This is a genomic window from Rhodoferax sp. LB1P47 (assembly GCF_056521445.1).
This window is the reverse complement of record NZ_JBWMAU010000022.1, coordinates 1-16,255: the sequence shown is the minus strand read 5'-3', so window position 1 is coordinate 16,255 and position 16,255 is coordinate 1. Positions and strand designations below refer to the sequence as shown.

Here is a 16,255-nt window from a genome sequence, read left to right as displayed (position 1 = left end):
TCACTCCCCCTTGCACCTCAGCGCCCACTTCACCCCCTCAAACCACAGCAGCCCCACCAAGGCCAGCCCGACCGCCGCCAGCAGCATCCCCGGCGTAGGCAATTCAAACGCAAACAGGCGGCTCACCGGCGCAAAGCCCAGCACGCACCCCAGCAGCAGCACGGTGGCGGCGGTGATCCAGCCGAAGTAGCGGTTGCGGGCAGCACCCTTGCGCCAGGACGGGCGGGTCCAGCTGCGGTTGGCGTAGATCAGGCCCAGGTTGGCCAGCACCAGCACGGTGAACACCATCGCGCGGGCCATGTCGTCAGATTTCGCGATGGCCCGCGCCCCGGCGTATACGCCCAGCAGCAGCGCCAGCAGGCCGCAGCCTTGCCATAGTCCCCGCGTCAGCACGCTGTGGTCGAACAGGTGGGCATCGGCGGGGCGGGGCGGCACGGTCATGGCATCGGCCTCCAGCGGCTCGGCCTCGAAAACCACCGAGCAGGCCGGGTCGATGATGAGCTGCAAAAACAAGATGTGCACCGGCATCAGCAGCGGTGGCCAGCCCAGCAGCACCGGCACCAGCGACAGGCCGACGATGGGCACGTGTACGCCCACCACAAATACGATGGCCTTGCGCAGGTTGGCAAACACGCGGCGGCCATAGCGCACTGCGGTGACGATGGAGGCGAAGTCGTCGTTCAGCAGCACCAGGTCGGCTGCCTGGCGGGCCACTTCGGTGCCGTGCGCACCCATCGCCACGCCGATATGGGCGGCCTTGAGGGCGGGCGCGTCGTTCACGCCGTCGCCGGTCATGGCCACCACGTCGCCGCGTGCGCGAAAGGCCTGCACCAGGCGCAGTTTGTGCTCGGGCTGCACGCGGCAAAACACCTGGGTGGTGGCCAGGCGTTCTTGCAGAGCGGTGTCGCTGAGTTCGGCCAGCTCCAGCCCGGGCATGGGCGGGGCATCGGTGGCCAGCCCGGCCTGGCGGGCGATGGCCAGGGCGGTGGCGGGGTGGTCGCCAGTCATCATCACCACGCGGATGCCTGCGGCCTGGCAGGCGGCAATGGCGGCGGGCACGTCGGGGCGCAGCGGGTCTTCCAGCCCCACCAGACCGAGAAAGACGAAGTCGAAATCGTGCTGGTTGCCCGGCAGCGGCGGGGCGGCAAACCGGGCACTGGCCACGCCCAGCACGCGCAGGCCGTCGGCCGCCATAGCCGCCACCTGGCTGGCGATGTGTTCGCGCTGGTCGCTGGGCAGGTGGCACAGGTCAACGATGGCTTCGGGCGCGCCCTTGGCCGCAATCAGGTAGGCCTGCTGGTCGGGCGACTGCCAGACGCGCGACATGGCCAGCATGGCGGGCGACAGGGGGTAGTCTTCGATCAGCGCCCAGTTGGTGTGCAGATGCTCGGTATTGGCCAGCAGTTGCGCGCCCGCCGCGACGATGGCGGTCTCCATCGGGTCGAAGGTGCGGCGGTGGCTGGCCAGCACGGCGTATTCCAGCACGCCGTGCAGCGCCTCGGCCAGCGGGGCAGCGCCCGCTTGCAGGCTGTCATACGTCGCCGTGCCCGACCACAGCCGCCGCACCGCCATGCGGTTGGCCGTCAAGGTGCCGGTTTTGTCAACGCACAGCACGGTGGTGGCCCCCAGCAACTCCACGGCGGGGATGCTGCGGGCCAGCACCTTTTGGCGCGACAAACGCCAGGCCCCCAGGCCCAGAAACAGCGTCAGGATGACGGGCAACTCTTCCGGCAGGATGGCCATCGCCAGCGTCAACCCGGCCAGCAACCCGGCCAGCCAGTCACCGCGCAGCAGCCCGTAGGCCACAGTCAGCGCGGCGGCCAGCACCAGCCCCACCAGCGCAACGGTTTTGACGACCCGTTTCGTTTCGCGCTGGATCGGCGTGGCCTCCAGGGCGATGCCTTGCAGCGACTGGCCGATGCGGCCCAGCGCGCTGCGCTCGCCCGTGGCCACCACGCGGCCCTGCCCGCTGCCCTGGGTGACCAGCGTGCCGGAGAAGGCAAGCGCCGCCACCGCACCACCGGCCTGTTTTTGCACCGGCACGGATTCGCCGGTGAGCAGGGATTCGTCCAGTGCCAGGTTGGCGGTGTGGGTGAGCTCCAGGTCGGCGGGCACGCGGTCGCCCTCGGCCAGCAACACGGTGTCGCCACACACCAGTTCGCGGGCGGGGATTTTCTGGGTCTGCCCGCCGCGCAGCACCAGGGCCAGCGGGCTGGACAGGTCGCGCAGCGCCTCCAGCGAGCGCTCGGTGCGGCGCTGCTGCACAAAGGTGATGCCCATCACCACAAACACAAAGCCCAGCAGCATCAGCGCCTCTTGCCGGTTGCCCAGCACCATGTACAGCGCGCCGCAGGCCACCAGCAGCAAAAACATGGGCTCGGCCACCACGTCGCCCACCAGCCGCAGCACGCTGCGCGGCTGGGACACGGGGAGGGCGTTGGGGCCGTCTTGCGCCAGGCGCTGCCGGGCTTCGGCTGGCGTCAGACCACCGGTGGTTTTCATCAAAGGCTCCTGTGGAGGGAATGCGTTTTTGCCCTAGCCATATTAAGAGATGCCAGGTTCTAGGTCTGTGCGCCAGCCCACACTGGCGGTTGTTTCGGTGCATGAAATTTGGTGCCAAATAGGCTTGTAGCGCAGGTGCTATATGCACTGGTAGCTATCAAAATCATATTTGTGCACACCCGTCTGGCTACACTGCGGCCCATGCCCCTCCTGCCACTGCCCCCTGCGCCAGACCGCCTGACATCCTATTTTTGGTGTGGTGGCGATTTGCGCAGCCGCAGCGTGGGTGGCGTGGTGCTGTCTGGCCGGGTTGATGTGCCCGCGCTGCCCGCCCGGCTGGTGGCCGATTGCGCCCGGGAGATGGCCCTGGAGCCCGGCGATGTCGAGGCTTTGTCTTTGCCCCGGGCCCGAATGCGTTGGCCAGACTACAAACACTGCGTGCAGGCGGTGGCCGATTGGCTGGGCGCGTGCGGTCTGCCGGATGTGCTGGCGACCAGCGACGTGGCCCTGATGGCCTGCCGGGGCGCGCACTACCACCATGACGGCGCGCAGTATGGCGGGGCGGCTTTTTGCAATTTGTTTCTGAGCCCAGACCGGGGGCTGGACGTGCATTTCCCCGGCACCGGCCAGCGCATTCCCCTGACCCCGGGGACGGTGCTGGTCTTCGATACGGCGCAGCCCCACGCCGTGATCGACCGCCGCCGCGCCGGATTCGACGGAACCGACTTCCCGCCCGAGCGGGACCGCACCCAGCTGTTTCTGACCTGGGAGTTGCCCATTGCGCACGCGGGTGTGGTGCGCGCACTGGGGATTACCTTCGACACCGACCCCGCGTGCGCGTCGCAACTAGACACCGAGCAGGTCTGGGTGAACGGCGCACCGGCCCGTGTGTGCCCAGAGTCGGGGCGGTGGTTGGGCTGAATTTTGCTGCACTGCAAAAAATGCACGCTTTGGGTGCTATAGTCAGCCCTCCAGATACCGCGCGATGGAGCAGCCTGGTAGCTCGTTGGGCTCATAACCCAAAGGTCGTAGGTTCAAATCCTACTCGCGCAACCAAACTAAAAAATCCTTCTTGTCACCGACAAGAAGGATTTTTTTTGCCCGCTTCAGGCCAAGCTACGCAGCGCCCACCCGGCCAGTGCGCACAGCACGATCACCCGGATCACACCCACCTTGAAGCGCATCAAGGCCACGCCCGCCGCCAGCGCCAGCAACAGCGCCGCCCAGTCGATATTCGAGGGAAATGTGCCGCTAGCGCCCGTCGGAAAAGCAATATGAGCTATAAAAAACAGAGCAAGACTGGCAATTACCCCCACCACAGCGGCGGTGATGGCGGTCAGCGGGGCGGTGAATTGCAGCTTGCCGTGGGTGCTCTCCACCAGCGGGCCACCGGCCAAAATGAAGATGAACGACGGCAAAAAGGTGAACCATGTCACCACTGTGGCGGCCAGCGCTGCGCCCAGAAACAGTGCGTCCGGCCCCAGCACGGCCTGGCCCCAGCCGCCCACAAAACCCACAAATGCCACCACCATGATCAGCGGGCCGGGCGTGGTTTCACCCAGCGCCAAGCCGTCGATCATCTGCGTTCCTGTCAGCCAGCCAAATTGCTCCACGGCGCCCTGGTACACATAGGGCAGCACGGCGTAGGCCCCGCCAAAGGTCAGCAGCGCGGCCTTGGTGAAGAACCAGCCCATCTGCGTCAAGGCCGAGTCCCATCCGCTCCAGGCCACCAAGGCGAACATCGGCAGCAGCCACAGCGCCGCGCCTACAGCCAGCACTTTGAACAAGCGGGTTTTGCGAAAGCGTGCGTGGGGCGGGGTGGGCGTGTCGTCGTCGATCAACGCCGGGCCGTAGTCGGCCTTGGCCGCACCATGCCCGCCGCCACCGGTAAATTGCCCGGGTGCGAACTTCGCCCCCAGCCAGCCGACCAGGGCCGCGCCCAACACAATAGCCGGAAAGGGCACAGAGAAAAGATAAATTGCTACAAAACTAGTAGCTGCTATCGCCCATAGAACGGGCGCTGTGGCCGGTTTCTTCAATGTTTTACTGCCAATGCGGTGTACCGCCTGCACCACCAGCGCCGCCACGGCCGGCTTGATGCCATACAGCAGCCCGGCCACCCACGGCACGGCCCCAAAAGCCACGTACACCCAGCTCAGGCCAATCAAGATGAACAGGGAAGGCAGCACAAACAGCGCCCCCGCCGCAATGCCACCCCAGGTGCGGTGCAGCAGCCAGCCTATATAGGTGGCCAGCTGCTGGGCTTCCGGGCCGGGCAGCAGCATGCAGAAGTTCAGGGCGTGCAGAAAGCGCTTCTCGCTGATCCAGCGCTTTTGCTCCACCAGCTCGCGGTGCATGATGGCAATCTGCCCGGCCGGGCCGCCAAAGCTGATGCAACCCAGCTTGAACCAGAATTTCAGGGCTTCGGTGAAGCTGACGGGGGCGGGAGTGTTCATGGTTTCCAGTGGTGGCCTGCGCTTGGAAGGGGTGCCGTTTATTCAGCAGGATGGGGTGGCTGTGTCCCCGAGGCGCGGATCGTAGCACGTGATTTTCATGGAAACGCCGGGATATTTTTATACGAGAAATAGGCCGTTGGCGCTTATTCTATGTGCACTAGGTGCTATCAAAAAAGTACTATCCATGCCGATGCCACGTCTTTCTTTCTACGGTGCCGACAGAGCTGTTGGCAACCGGCCCGTTGCATTTCCGTAACGCGGTGGTAACTCGCAGTGGCTGGCACGCTGAGTTCTCTACAATCGCGCCATTCGGATCACCATTCGACCCCCATTACGTTTTCAAACCATGCCCCGTTGCGTCCCACAACAACAAATACACCGTCGCACGGCAGGCATGTTTAGCGTCGCCCCCGGCCCAGGGCCACGGCGCGCAGACCCGGTTTTAACCTTCGGAGCTTTACTATGTCTGCACTTTTCAGTCCGACCGCCCTGGTCGTACCCTTTGAACTCTTGAGAATGGACGACGTCGAGTCGGTGGGTGGCAAAAACGCCAGCCTCGGCGAGATGATTTCGCAACTGCCCACCCAAGGACCAAATGGGGTGCGGGTGCCCACCGGCTTTGCCACCACGGCCCACGCATTCCGCCAGTTTCTGGCCCACGACGGCCTGGCCGAAAAGATCAGCGCCCGGCTAGCCCGGCTGGACACCGAAGACGTGCGCGCCCTGGCCGTGGCCGGGGCCGAAATTCGCGGCATGGTCGAAGCCCAGCCTTTCCCGGCCGACCTGCAAGCCGCCATCACCGAGTCCTTCGCCGCGTTGAGCGCAGGCAACCCCGAGGCATCCTTTGCCGTGCGCTCGTCGGCCACCGCCGAAGATTTGCCCGACGCATCCTTCGCGGGCCAGCAAGAAACCTTTTTGAACGTGGTCGGCATCGAGGCCGTGCTGCACAAGATGAAAGAGGTGTTTGCCAGCCTGTACAACGACCGCGCCATCAGCTACCGCGTGCACAAGGGCTTTGCCCACGACATCGTCGCCCTGAGCGCGGGCGTGCAGCGCATGGTGCGCTCCGACCTGGGCGCGGCGGGCGTGATGTTCACCATCGACACCGAGTCCGGCTTTGACCAGGTGGTGTTTATTACCTCCAGCTACGGCCTGGGCGAAACCGTGGTGCAGGGCGCAGTGAACCCCGACGAGTTCTATGTGCACAAGCCGATGCTGAAAGCCGGTAAAAAAGCCGTCATCCGCCGCAACCTCGGCAGCAAGATGGTGCAGATGGAGTTCACCACCCCGGCTGAGAAAGCCGCCACCGGCCAACTCGTCAAAACCACTGACGTGCCCACCGAGCAGCGCAACCGCTATTCGCTGACCGATGCCGACGTGGAGCTACTGGCCCATTACGCGCTGGTGATCGAGGACCACTACGGCCGTCCGATGGATATCGAATGGGGCAAGGACGGCACCGACGGCCTGCTCTACATCCTGCAAGCCCGCCCCGAGACGGTGAAAAGCCAGCAGCAGGGCAAAGCCGAGCTGCGCTACAAGCTCAAGGGCAAAAGCAATGTGCTGGCCGAAGGCCGCGCGATTGGCCAGAAGATCGGCACCGGCCCGGTGCGCTTTGTGCACAACATCAGCCAGATGGACGAAGTGCAGCCCGGCGACGTGCTGGTTACCGACATGACCGACCCCAACTGGGAGCCGGTGATGAAGCGCGCCAGCGCCATCGTGACGAACCGTGGTGGCCGCACCTGCCATGCCGCCATCATTGCCCGCGAACTCGGCATTCCCGCCGTGGTGGGCTGCGGTAACGCAACCGAAGTCTTGAAAACCGGCACCCTGGTGACCGTAAGCTGCTCTGAGGGCGACACCGGCTTCATCTACGACGGCCTGCTGGAAACCGAGGTCACCGAGGTCGAGCGCGGCACCATGCCCGAGATCAAGACAAAAATCATGATGAACGTGGGCAACCCCCAGCTGGCGTTCGACTTCTGCCAGTTGCCCAACCAGGGCGTGGGCCTGGCCCGTCTGGAGTTCATCATCAACAACAACATCGGCGTGCACCCCAAGGCCATCCTGGACTACCCGAACATCGACAGCGACCTGAAAAAGGCCGTTGAATCGGTGGCGCGGGGCCATGCGTCGCCACGGGCTTTCTACGTGGACAAGGTCACCGAAGGCGTGGCCACCATTGCCGCCGCGTTCTGGCCCAAGCCGGTCATCGTGCGCCTGTCGGACTTCAAGTCCAACGAATACCGCAAGCTGATCGGCGGCAGCCGTTACGAGCCCGAAGAAGAAAACCCCATGCTGGGTTTTCGGGGTGCGGCGCGCTACATCAGCGCCGACTTTGGCGAAGCCTTTGCTATGGAATGCGCGGCCCTGCGCCGCGTGCGTCTGGACATGGGCTTGACCAATGTGCAGGTGATGGTGCCGTTTGTGCGCACCCTGGGCCAGGCCGAAAAGGTCACCCAGTTGCTGGCCCAGCACGGCCTACAGCGCGGCCAGGACGGCTTGAAGATCATCATGATGTGCGAAGTGCCGAGCAACGCCATCCTGGCCGACGAGTTCTTGCAGTACTTCGACGGTTTCTCCATCGGCTCGAACGACCTGACCCAGCTCACCCTGGGCCTGGACCGCGATTCCGGCCTGGAATTGCTGGCCGCCGACTTCGACGAGCGCGACCCTGCCGTCAAGGCCCTGTTGAGCCGCGCCATTACTGCCTGCAAAACCCAAGGCAAGTACGTAGGCATCTGCGGCCAAGGTCCTAGCGACCACCCGGACTTCGCCCAGTGGCTGGCCGACCAGGGTATCGAGTCGATTTCGCTGAACCCCGACAGCGTGGTGGCCACCTGGAAGCAGCTGGCAGGCTAGGGCTGTTGCGGATACGCCCCTCGGCCCAACTGGGCTAGGATAGAAAACCCTGGGGGCTTCGGCCCCCGGGGTTTTCTGCTTTACGACTGACCGACTGTGTTTGCCCCTCCCTCCGTTACCACCCCCACCTTTACCCGCTTGCGTATGACGTTGCTGCTGCTGTGGGCAGTGCTGTCGTTTGGGGTGGTGTTTTTCGCGCGGGATCTGACTTGGGTGGTGGCGGGCTGGCCGTTGAATTACTGGTTTTGCGCCCAGGGTGCGGTGCTGTGCTACCTGCTGATTGTGGTGGTCTACGCCTGGCGGCGCCGCCATGATGGTGCGGATGCCGAGTCCGGCCAGGTGCTGCCGTCGCGCCGTCGCCTGCACCGTAATTTCGGGCTGTACGTGGCCTGCCTGCTGGCATTTTTGGGGTTGATGGCCTGGGCCGAAAGCCGGGGGCTGTCGCGCTATTGGATTGGTGGCATCTTTTTGTTTGCCACTTTTGCCTTGTATGCCAGCATCGGCATTTACTGCCGAACCTCCGACCCCGCTGAATACTACGTGGCCGGGCGGCGCATCCCGCCTATCTATAACGGTATGGCCACAGCGGCCGACTGGATGAGCGCTGCTTCTTTCGTCAGTCTGGCCGGGGGCTTGTACCTGAACGGGTTTTCCGGCTCCAACGGCCAGCCGGGCGGGCTGGCTTACATCCTGGGTTGGACCGGTGGCTTTTGTTTGGTGGGGCTGCTGATTGCGCCGCGCCTGCGCCGCATGCAGCTCTATACCGTGCCGGACTTTTTTGGCGTGCGCTATGGCGGGCGCTGGCCGCGCTGGATTGCCGCCGGGGCGGCCGTGCTGTGCTCGTTCACCTATGTGGTGGCGCAGATTTACGCGGTGGGGCTGATTACCTCGCGCCTGACCGGGGTGCAGTTTGAAATCGGCATCCTGCTGGGGCTGGGCGGCGTGCTGGTGTGCTCGTTTCTGGGTGGCATGCGCGCGGTGACCTGGACCCAGGTGGCGCAGTACGTGATTTTGATTTTGGCGTTTTTGATCCCGGTGTCGTGGCTGGCGTACAAGCAGTTGGGCAATCCGCTGGCCCCGTTGGTGTACGGTCAGCAGTTGCCCAAGATTGCCGCGCTGGAAAAGCAACTCAGCGAATCGCCTACCGAGCGCGAGGTGCAGGCCATCTACGCCCAGCGCGCCGCCCATTACGGCGAGATGCTGAAAGACGTGCCCGCCACCCTGGTGCTGGAGCGCGCTGCCGCCCAGTCCCGGCTGCGCCAGCTCAAAGCGGAGCGGGCCGACCCGTCCTTGGTGCGCAAGGCCGGGCGCGATCTGGCCGCCTTGCCCAAAGACGAGGACAGTGCACGCGAACTCTGGCGCCACGCCCGGCAAGATAACCTGGAGCGCGCCCAGCCGCTGGCGGGCATGTCTCCGCACGCCCAGGTGTTCAGTGGCAACCCAGACGGCACGCCCGCCGAGCGCGCGAGTTTTGATACGTCGCGGTTGAATTTTTTGGCCCTGATTTTTTGCCTGATGACCGGCACGGCCGCGCTGCCACACCTGCTGACGCGCTACTACACCACGCCCTCGGTGGCCGAGGCCCGTAGTTCAGTGGCCTGGTCGCTGTTTTTTATCGCGCTGCTGTATCTGGCTGCGCCCGCGCTGGCGGTGCTGGTCAAGTTTGAAGTGATGCGCCAGTTGGTGGGTCAAAGTTTTGACAATTTGCCCACCTGGATGGCGCAGTGGGCGCAGGTCGATCCGTCTTTGCTGCAAGTTACCGATGTGAACGGCGACCATATCTTGCAGTTTGCCGAGCTGCGGCTGGGGGCTGATCTGGTGATGCTGGCCACGCCTGAGCTGGGGGGCTTGCCGTACGTGGTGTCGGGGCTGGTGGCGGCGGGTGGGCTGGCGGCGGCCTTGTCCACGGCGGATGGATTGCTGTTGACTATGGGCAATGCGCTGGCGCACGACCTGTATTTTCGCGGCGTACGAGACAAATCCGATCCGATGGTGCGGGTGCTGCTGTCCAAATTCGCTTTGCTACTGCTGGCCTTGGCGGCGGCCTATGTGGCGGCGCAAAAGCCGGCCGACATTCTGGCGCTGGTGTCGGCCTCGTTCTCGTTGGCGGCCGCCGCTTTCTTTCCGGCGATGGTGGCGGGCCTGTTCTGGCAGCGCACTACCCGCCGGGCCGCCGTGGCAGGCATGCTGACCGGGCTCGGCGTGACGCTGTGGTACATGCTTGCCAATGCGCCGATGGTGCGCGGGCTGCTGGGCTGGGGCGGCTCGGGCCTGTGGTGGGGTATCCAGCCGATTTCAGCGGGGGTATTTGGCCTGCCAGCGGGGGCGTTGGTGGTCTGGCTGGTGAGTTGCTTGGAATCAGAGTCAAAACCCGGGCTATAATCGCAGGCTTTGCCCTTGCCGCACCACTACAGACGCAGTGGGTGGCTTAACATCCTTAAGGAGAAATATGCGTCATTACGAAATCATTTTGATGATCCACCCGGATCAGAGCGAACAGGTTCCAGCCATGCTGGAGCGCTACAAGGGCATGATCGTCGCCGGTGGCGGCAAGATCCACCGCGTGGAAGACTGGGGCCGCCGTCAACTGGTGTACCTGATCAACAAGCTGGCCAAGGCCCACTACCTGTGCGTCAACATCGAAGCCGACCAAGCCATCATGGCTGAACTGGAACACGCGTTCAAGTTCAACGATGCCGTGCTGCGCCACCTGACCGTGGTGATGAAGAAGGCTGAAACCGGCCCTTCGTCGATGATGAAGACCGTCGAACGCGAAGAAGCGCGCAAGACCCAGCAAGCTGAGTACGCAGCCCACTAAGGTGGCTTGCTGAACGGAGTTCCCACAAGGAGTGAACCACGTTGTTTTGACGGCCTGTCTTGCAGAAGTTAAAAATCTGCGCTACACGCCCGCTGGACTACCCGCCCTGGATATGGTGCTCGAACACGAGTCCAGTCTGGAACAAGCAGGTGTAACCCGGCAAATCAAAGCAGCCGTAAAGGCAATAGCCTTTGGCGCAATCGCCGAGCGAATCCAGCAGCAGCCCTTGGGCAGCATCTGGCAATTCACCGGTTTTTTAGCCTCCCCCCGACTGGGCAAGAACCCCGTGCTTCATATTCAAGAGTTTCAACCAGACTGACTTTTTGCAGTTTTGGCGTGCACAGCACGGCAAGCCCTCAAAGTTGATCAAAACTATTTCAGGAGTCCATCATGGCCGGACCAAAACGTTTCAATAACAAAGACAAGCGCCCCAAGCGCAACACCCAGTCCCTGCTGTTCAAGCGCAAGCGCTTTTGCCGCTTCACCGTGACCGGTGTGGAACAGATTGACTACAAAGACATCGACACGCTGCGCGATTTCATCGCTGAAAACGGCAAGATCATCCCCGCACGCCTGACCGGCACGCGCGCGATTTTCCAGCGCCAGCTCAACACCGCTATCAAGCGTGCGCGTTTCCTCGCCATGCTGCCGTACAGCGACCAGCACCGCATCTAAGGAAGTACGAACATGCAAATCATCCTGCTCGATAAGGTTTTGAACCTTGGCAACCTCGGCGACATCGTCAAAGTCAAAGACGGCTATGCCCGTAACTTCTTGATCCCCACTGGTCGTGCACGTCGCGCCACTGAAAAGGCCAAGCAAGAATTCGAAGCCAAGCGCGTAGAACTCGAAAAAGCCGCTGCTGCCAAGCTGGGCGCGTCGCAAGTCATGGGCGAAAAGCTCGCTGGCTCGACCGTCAAGCTGACGCAAAAAGCCGGTGTGGACGGTCGCCTGTTTGGCTCCGTGACCAACTCCGACATCGCAGAAGAACTGAGCAAGCTGGGCTACAAAGTCACCAAAGCCCAGATCCGTCTGCCTAACGGCATGATCAAGACCACCGGCGACAACACTGTGTCCGTGGCTTTGCACACCGACGTGGTTGTTGAGATCACCGTTGCTGTCTACGGCGAAACCGCTTAATTAGCGCTTTCACGTAAGGGGCCGCCAGGGTGCAAACCTTGGCGGCCTTTTTCCATTGCGGGGCCGGCTTTTTAAAAACCCGCCCCATGTCTCGGCTGGAGCCATCGCTTAGCATCCGGTATTACCTAGGAACTCCCACCCCATGTCTGCCGTTTTCCCCGCTCTGGACGATTCCTATGGCCAGGACCGCCAAATTGCGCAACTGCGCATCCCGCCGCACTCCATCGAGGCCGAATCCAGCGTGCTGGGCGGCCTGCTGCTCGACAACAACGCCTGGGACCGCGTCGGCGACCTGCTCAAGGACGATGATTTCTACCGTTACGAGCACCGGCTGATCTTTGCCGCCGTGCGCGAGTTGGTCAACGCCAGCAAACCGGCCGACGTGATCACCGTCTTCGAGCGGCTGCAAAGCATTGGCAAGTCCGAAGAAGTCGGCGGCCTGGCCTACCTGAACTCGCTGGCGCAGTACGTGCCCAGCGCCAGCAACATCCGCCGCTACGCCGAAATCGTGCGCGAGCGCGGCATTCTGCGCAAACTGGTTACCGCCAGCGATGAGATTGCCACCAACGCCTTCAACACCCAAGGCCGCCCGGTAGACAAGATCCTCGACGAGGCCGAGCAAAAAATCTTCAACATCGGCGAGGAGGGTGCGCGCAACAAGCAGGGCTTCCAGGCGATGGAAACCCTGGTGGTGGACCTGCTGGACCGGGTCCAGGAGATGGCCGACAACCAGAACGACGTGACCGGCGTGCCCACCGGCTTTTACGACCTGGACCGCATGACCTCCGGCTTGCAAGCGGGCGACATGATCGTGCTGGCAGCCCGCCCGTCGATGGGCAAAACCGCCTTCGCTATCAACATTGCCGAGCACGTAGCGTTGAAGGAAGGCCTGCCGGTGGCCGTGTTCTCCATGGAAATGGGTGCATCCCAGTTGGCCATCCGTATCGTCGGCTCCATCGGCCGTATCGACCAGGGCCATCTGCGCACCGGCAACCTTACCGATGACGAATGGCCGCGCCTGGCCGAGGCGGTGGAAAAGCTGCGCACCGTGTCGCTGCACATCGACGAAAGCCCCGGCCTGACCCCTAGCGAGCTGCGCGCCAACGCCCGCCGTCTGGCGCGCCAGTGCGGCAAGCTGGGCCTGATCGTGGTCGATTACCTGCAACTGATGAGCGGCTCGGGCAGCGGCGGCAATGGTGACAACCGCGCCACCGAGCTGGGCGAAATCTCGCGGGGCTTAAAGATGTTGGCTCGTGAGCTGCAATGCCCGGTGATTGCCTTGTCGCAGCTCAACCGCAGCGTCGAGCAGCGCCCCGACAAGCGCCCCATGATGAGCGATCTGCGCGAGTCCGGCGCTATCGAGCAGGATGCCGACATCATCATGTTCATCTACCGCGACGAGTACTACACCAAGGAAGCGTGCAAAGAACCCGGCGTGGCCGAGATCATCATTGCCAAGCAGCGAAACGGCCCGACCGGCACGGTCAAGCTGGCCTTCCTGCGCAACATCACCAAATTTGAAAGCCTGGCCAGTAACTACGGCGGCGGTGGGGATTATTGAAAATGGATCGCTCTGATATTGATAGCGCCTTGCGCAGGTTGGATATGCGCCAGGAGCACTTTTTACGTAAAACGCCGCTGTGGAAGTTACCCGGCACTGCACTAGGCGTGGACTGCGCTGAAGTTTGGCTCAAGCTGGAGCATCTACAGATTGGTGGCAGCTTCAAGGCGCGCGGCATGCTGAACCGGCTGCTTGCCAACACCATCCCCGCATCGGGCGTGGTGATCGCCTCGGGCGGCAACGCGGGCATCGCCACCGCTGCGGCGGCCCAGGCTCTGGGCGTGCGTTGCGAGGTGTTTGTGCCCACCGTGTCTACGGAGGCCAAACGCGCCCGCCTGCGCGACCTGGGGGCCGAGGTGATCGTCACCGGCGCGGCCTACGCGCAAGCTTTTGAAGCCTGTATGGCCCGCCAGCAGGCCACCGGTGCGTTGCTGACCCACGCCTACGACCAGCCCGAAGTGCTGGCCGGCGCGGGCACTTTGGCCGCCGAGATCGAAGCCCAGGGCGGAATGCCCGATAGCGTGCTGGTCAGCGTGGGCGGTGGTGGTTTGATCGGTGGCATCGCCGCTTGGTTCGAGCAGCGCAGCCGCGTGGTCGCCCTGGAGCCCGAACGTGCGCCCACCCTGCACAGCGCCCGCCAGGCCGGGGAGCCGGTCGATGTGGCCGTGGGCGGTATCGCCGCTGACTCACTGGGAGCCAAACGCATCGGCCAGCTCGGCTGGGAAGTCACCCAGCGCCACGTGCAAGATGCCCTGCTGCTCAGCGACGAAGCCATCGTGGCGGCCCAGCGCTGGCTGTGGAAAGAACTGCGGCTGGCGGTAGAACCCGGCGCGGCCCTGGGGCTGGCGGCCCTGCAAACCGGCATTTATCGACCCCGTGCCGACGAGAAAGTCGCGTTGATTGTGTGCGGCGGCAACGTCGATCCGGCCACTTTGGCGTGAAATTAAAATACCCGCATGCTTGACATCCTTACCCTCCGCAAAGACCCCGATGCCGTGGTCGCCCGCCTGCAAACGCGCAAAAACCCCCAGCTGTTTCTGAACGTGGACGCGTTCAAAGCCCTGGAGGCTGAGCGCAAAACCATCCAGACCCGTACCGAAGACCTGCAAGCCCAGCGCAACAGTGCCAGCAAGCAGATCGGCCAGCGTAAATCTAAAGGCGAAGGCGTAGACGACCTGATGGCCCAGGTGGCCTCCATCAAAGACGTGCTGGAGGCCTCCGCCGTGCGCCTGGAGCAGATCCAGTCCGAGCTGCAAACCCTGTTGCTGGCCGTGCCCAACCTGCCGCACGCCAGCGTGCCCGTGGGCGAAGACGAGGCCGGCAACGTGGTAGTGCGCACCTGGAACCCCAGCGAGCGTGCGCCGGGCACTATGGAATTCGCAGCTAAAGACCATGTGGATCTGGGCGCTCCGCTCGGTTTGGACTTTGAAATGGGCGTCAAGCTCACCGGCTCGCGCTTCACCGTGATGCAAGGCCCCATCGCCAAGCTGCACCGCGCGCTCGCCCAGTTCATGCTGGACGTGCAAACCGAAGAGCACGGCTACACCGAATGCTACGTACCCTACATCGTCAACGCCGACTCCATGCGTGGCACCGGCCAACTGCCCAAGTTTGAAGGCGACCTGTTCGCCGCCAAAAAGGGCGGACAAGATGGCGAAGCCGTACCCGACCACAGCGCGCTCTACCTCATTCCCACCAGCGAAGTGCCGCTGACCAACTTCGTGCGCGACACCATCGTGGCCGAGGCGGACCTGCCCATCAAGCTCACCGCCCACACCCCGTGCTTCCGCTCCGAAGCGGGCAGCGCCGGGCGCGACACCCGAGGCCTGATCCGCCAGCACCAGTTTGACAAGGTCGAAATGGTGCAAATCGTCCATCCCGACCAGAGCTACGACACGCTGGAGCAAATGACCGGCCACGCCGAAGCCGTGCTGCAAAAGCTGGGCCTGCCGTACCGTGTGGTGTCGCTGTGCACTGGCGACATGGGCTTTGGCGCGGCCAAGACCTACGACCTGGAGGTTTGGTTGCCCGGTCAAAACACCTACCGCGAAATCAGCTCCATCTCCAATTGCGAAGCCTTCCAGGCGCGCCGACTGCAAGCCCGGTTCAAGAACGCCCAGGGCAAGAACGAATGGCTGCACACCCTGAACGGCTCCGGCCTAGCCGTGGGCCGCGCGCTGGTGGCGGTGCTGGAGAACTACCAGAACGCCGACGGCTCGGTCACCGTGCCGAAAGTGTTGCACCCCTATTTGAAGGGCTTAGAGAAGCTGGGTTAGAATAGGGGGCATTGCTAACCAGCAATTGGAAGAGTGGCAGAGTGGCCGAATGTACCTGACTCGAAATCAGGCGTACCGTAAGGTACCGTGGGTTCGAATCCCACCTCTTCCTCCATTTAAGTTGTTGATTTATAAAGATAATCAGCAAAATCAAGGGCTTACAGCGGTTTCTGTGACTTGTAACTGTGACTGGCAAGCGTGGCATGGTGTTAAATCCTAACCCTGTACCACCGATGGCCAAGCTCCTTGGACTGACTGAGCGCAACGGCGTTTATCAGCTTCGCGTCTACGTTCCCCATGACCTCCTAGCCGCCTACGGTGGCCGGGTTGACTTCCGTATCAGCCTAGGCCGCGTGAGCTACGCCCAGGCCAAGAGTGCAGCGCACCGCGTGCGGGCTGACAAAGAAGCGGAGTTCGAGGCCAAGCGCCTGGACCTCAAGGCAGCAGCAGCCCCCATATCCGCAGTCACTCCCGAACTGGCCCAGGCAATCGCCCAGGGGGTCTATGCCGCAGACCTTGCGCAGGATGAGGCAGGAAGGGATAGTGACGCGGTACGCGCTGCACTGGTGGAGCTGGCCGCATTCACAAACCCCAGCAGGGCCCTCTTACTGGACCCCCAGGCCCCTCCTGAGTTCCA

General features: G+C 63.2%; 13 protein-coding genes and 2 tRNA genes. 13 read left to right on the top strand and 2 right to left on the bottom strand.

The annotated features are described in order from the left end of the window. Positions 1–2,502: a cation-translocating P-type ATPase gene (locus AC0969_RS17940; RefSeq protein WP_479625521.1), complete on the bottom strand. Its 2,502-nt coding sequence runs from the start codon at positions 2,500–2,502 to the stop codon at positions 1–3. A 201-nt stretch (positions 2,503–2,703) separates the two neighbouring features. Here AC0969_RS17940 and AC0969_RS17935 point away from each other — a divergent pair, with 201 nt between their 5' ends. Next, entirely contained in the window at positions 2,704–3,423 is a 720-nt protein-coding gene (locus tag AC0969_RS17935) for a hypothetical protein (RefSeq protein WP_479625520.1), read from the top strand. A 58-nt stretch (positions 3,424–3,481) separates the two neighbouring features. Continuing rightward, positions 3,482–3,558: transfer RNA gene (locus tag AC0969_RS17930), tRNA-Met, on the top strand. Positions 3,559–3,608: 50 nt separating this feature from the next. Here AC0969_RS17930 and chrA read toward each other — a convergent pair. Further along, a complete protein-coding gene (chrA, locus tag AC0969_RS17925) occupies positions 3,609–4,958 on the bottom strand; it encodes a chromate efflux transporter (RefSeq protein ID WP_479625519.1) in 1,350 nt (449 codons plus the stop codon). Between the two features lie 462 nt (positions 4,959–5,420). Between chrA and ppsA the strand changes: the two genes are divergently transcribed. From ppsA to AC0969_RS17870, 11 genes are all read left to right on the top strand, one after another. Beyond that, positions 5,421–7,823 carry a phosphoenolpyruvate synthase gene (ppsA, locus tag AC0969_RS17920; RefSeq protein ID WP_479625518.1) on the top strand — a complete coding sequence of 801 codons (2,403 nt, stop codon included), beginning with the start codon at positions 5,421–5,423 and terminating at the stop codon, positions 7,821–7,823. A 144-nt stretch (positions 7,824–7,967) separates the two neighbouring features. Continuing rightward, positions 7,968–10,205 (top strand): VC_2705 family sodium/solute symporter, encoded by a 2,238-nt coding sequence (locus AC0969_RS17915; RefSeq protein WP_479625551.1) that lies wholly within the window; start codon positions 7,968–7,970, stop codon positions 10,203–10,205. A 67-nt stretch (positions 10,206–10,272) separates the two neighbouring features. After that, positions 10,273–10,641, top strand: coding sequence for a 30S ribosomal protein S6 (gene rpsF / locus AC0969_RS17910; RefSeq protein WP_295953935.1), 369 nt, complete (start codon positions 10,273–10,275; stop codon positions 10,639–10,641). 31 nt (positions 10,642–10,672) lie between these two features. Further along, the gene (gene priB, locus AC0969_RS17905) at positions 10,673–10,960 is read left to right on the top strand and encodes a primosomal replication protein N (protein WP_479625517.1); all 288 of its coding nucleotides are present in this window, start codon (positions 10,673–10,675) and stop codon (positions 10,958–10,960) included. A gap of 71 nt (positions 10,961–11,031) precedes the next feature. Next, complete coding sequence (gene rpsR / locus AC0969_RS17900; protein ID WP_092761761.1) at positions 11,032–11,316, top strand: 30S ribosomal protein S18; 285 nt, start codon at positions 11,032–11,034, stop codon at positions 11,314–11,316. A 12-nt stretch (positions 11,317–11,328) separates the two neighbouring features. Next, positions 11,329–11,781 carry a 50S ribosomal protein L9 gene (gene rplI, locus AC0969_RS17895; RefSeq protein ID WP_479625516.1) on the top strand — a complete coding sequence of 151 codons (453 nt, stop codon included), beginning with the start codon at positions 11,329–11,331 and terminating at the stop codon, positions 11,779–11,781. Positions 11,782–11,923: 142 nt separating this feature from the next. After that, positions 11,924–13,342, top strand: coding sequence for a replicative DNA helicase (gene dnaB / locus AC0969_RS17890; RefSeq protein ID WP_479625515.1), 1,419 nt, complete (start codon positions 11,924–11,926; stop codon positions 13,340–13,342). A 2-nt stretch (positions 13,343–13,344) separates the two neighbouring features. Next, positions 13,345–14,283, top strand: a complete 939-nt coding sequence (locus AC0969_RS17885) for a threonine/serine dehydratase (protein ID WP_479625514.1) — start codon at positions 13,345–13,347, stop codon at positions 14,281–14,283. Between the two features lie 15 nt (positions 14,284–14,298). Next, positions 14,299–15,618 carry a serine--tRNA ligase gene (serS, locus tag AC0969_RS17880; RefSeq protein ID WP_479625513.1) on the top strand — a complete coding sequence of 440 codons (1,320 nt, stop codon included), beginning with the start codon at positions 14,299–14,301 and terminating at the stop codon, positions 15,616–15,618. 27 nt (positions 15,619–15,645) lie between these two features. Beyond that, positions 15,646–15,733: transfer RNA gene (locus tag AC0969_RS17875), tRNA-Ser, on the top strand. Between the two features lie 88 nt (positions 15,734–15,821). Beyond that, positions 15,822–16,255 (top strand): DUF6538 domain-containing protein (locus AC0969_RS17870; RefSeq protein ID WP_479625512.1); only part of this gene is annotated, 434 nt, incomplete at its 3' end.

Bases quoted from the DNA above. Each gene is read 5' to 3' on its own strand.
- AC0969_RS17940 (WP_479625521.1), bottom strand. From the start codon at position 2,502: ATGAAAACCACCGGTGGTCTGACGCCAGCCGAAGCCCGGCAGCGCCTG.
- ppsA (WP_479625518.1), top strand. From the start codon at position 5,421: ATGTCTGCACTTTTCAGTCCGACCGCCCTGGTCGTACCCTTTGAACTC.
- AC0969_RS17915 (WP_479625551.1), top strand. From the start codon at position 7,968: ATGACGTTGCTGCTGCTGTGGGCAGTGCTGTCGTTTGGGGTGGTGTTT.
- AC0969_RS17935 (WP_479625520.1), top strand. From the start codon at position 2,704: ATGCCCCTCCTGCCACTGCCCCCTGCGCCAGACCGCCTGACATCCTAT.
- chrA (WP_479625519.1), bottom strand. From the start codon at position 4,958: ATGAACACTCCCGCCCCCGTCAGCTTCACCGAAGCCCTGAAATTCTGG.
- dnaB (WP_479625515.1), top strand. From the start codon at position 11,924: ATGTCTGCCGTTTTCCCCGCTCTGGACGATTCCTATGGCCAGGACCGC.
- rpsF (WP_295953935.1), top strand. From the start codon at position 10,273: ATGCGTCATTACGAAATCATTTTGATGATCCACCCGGATCAGAGCGAA.
- rplI (WP_479625516.1), top strand. From the start codon at position 11,329: ATGCAAATCATCCTGCTCGATAAGGTTTTGAACCTTGGCAACCTCGGC.
- rpsR (WP_092761761.1), top strand. From the start codon at position 11,032: ATGGCCGGACCAAAACGTTTCAATAACAAAGACAAGCGCCCCAAGCGC.
- serS (WP_479625513.1), top strand. From the start codon at position 14,299: ATGCTTGACATCCTTACCCTCCGCAAAGACCCCGATGCCGTGGTCGCC.
- AC0969_RS17885 (WP_479625514.1), top strand. From the start codon at position 13,345: ATGGATCGCTCTGATATTGATAGCGCCTTGCGCAGGTTGGATATGCGC.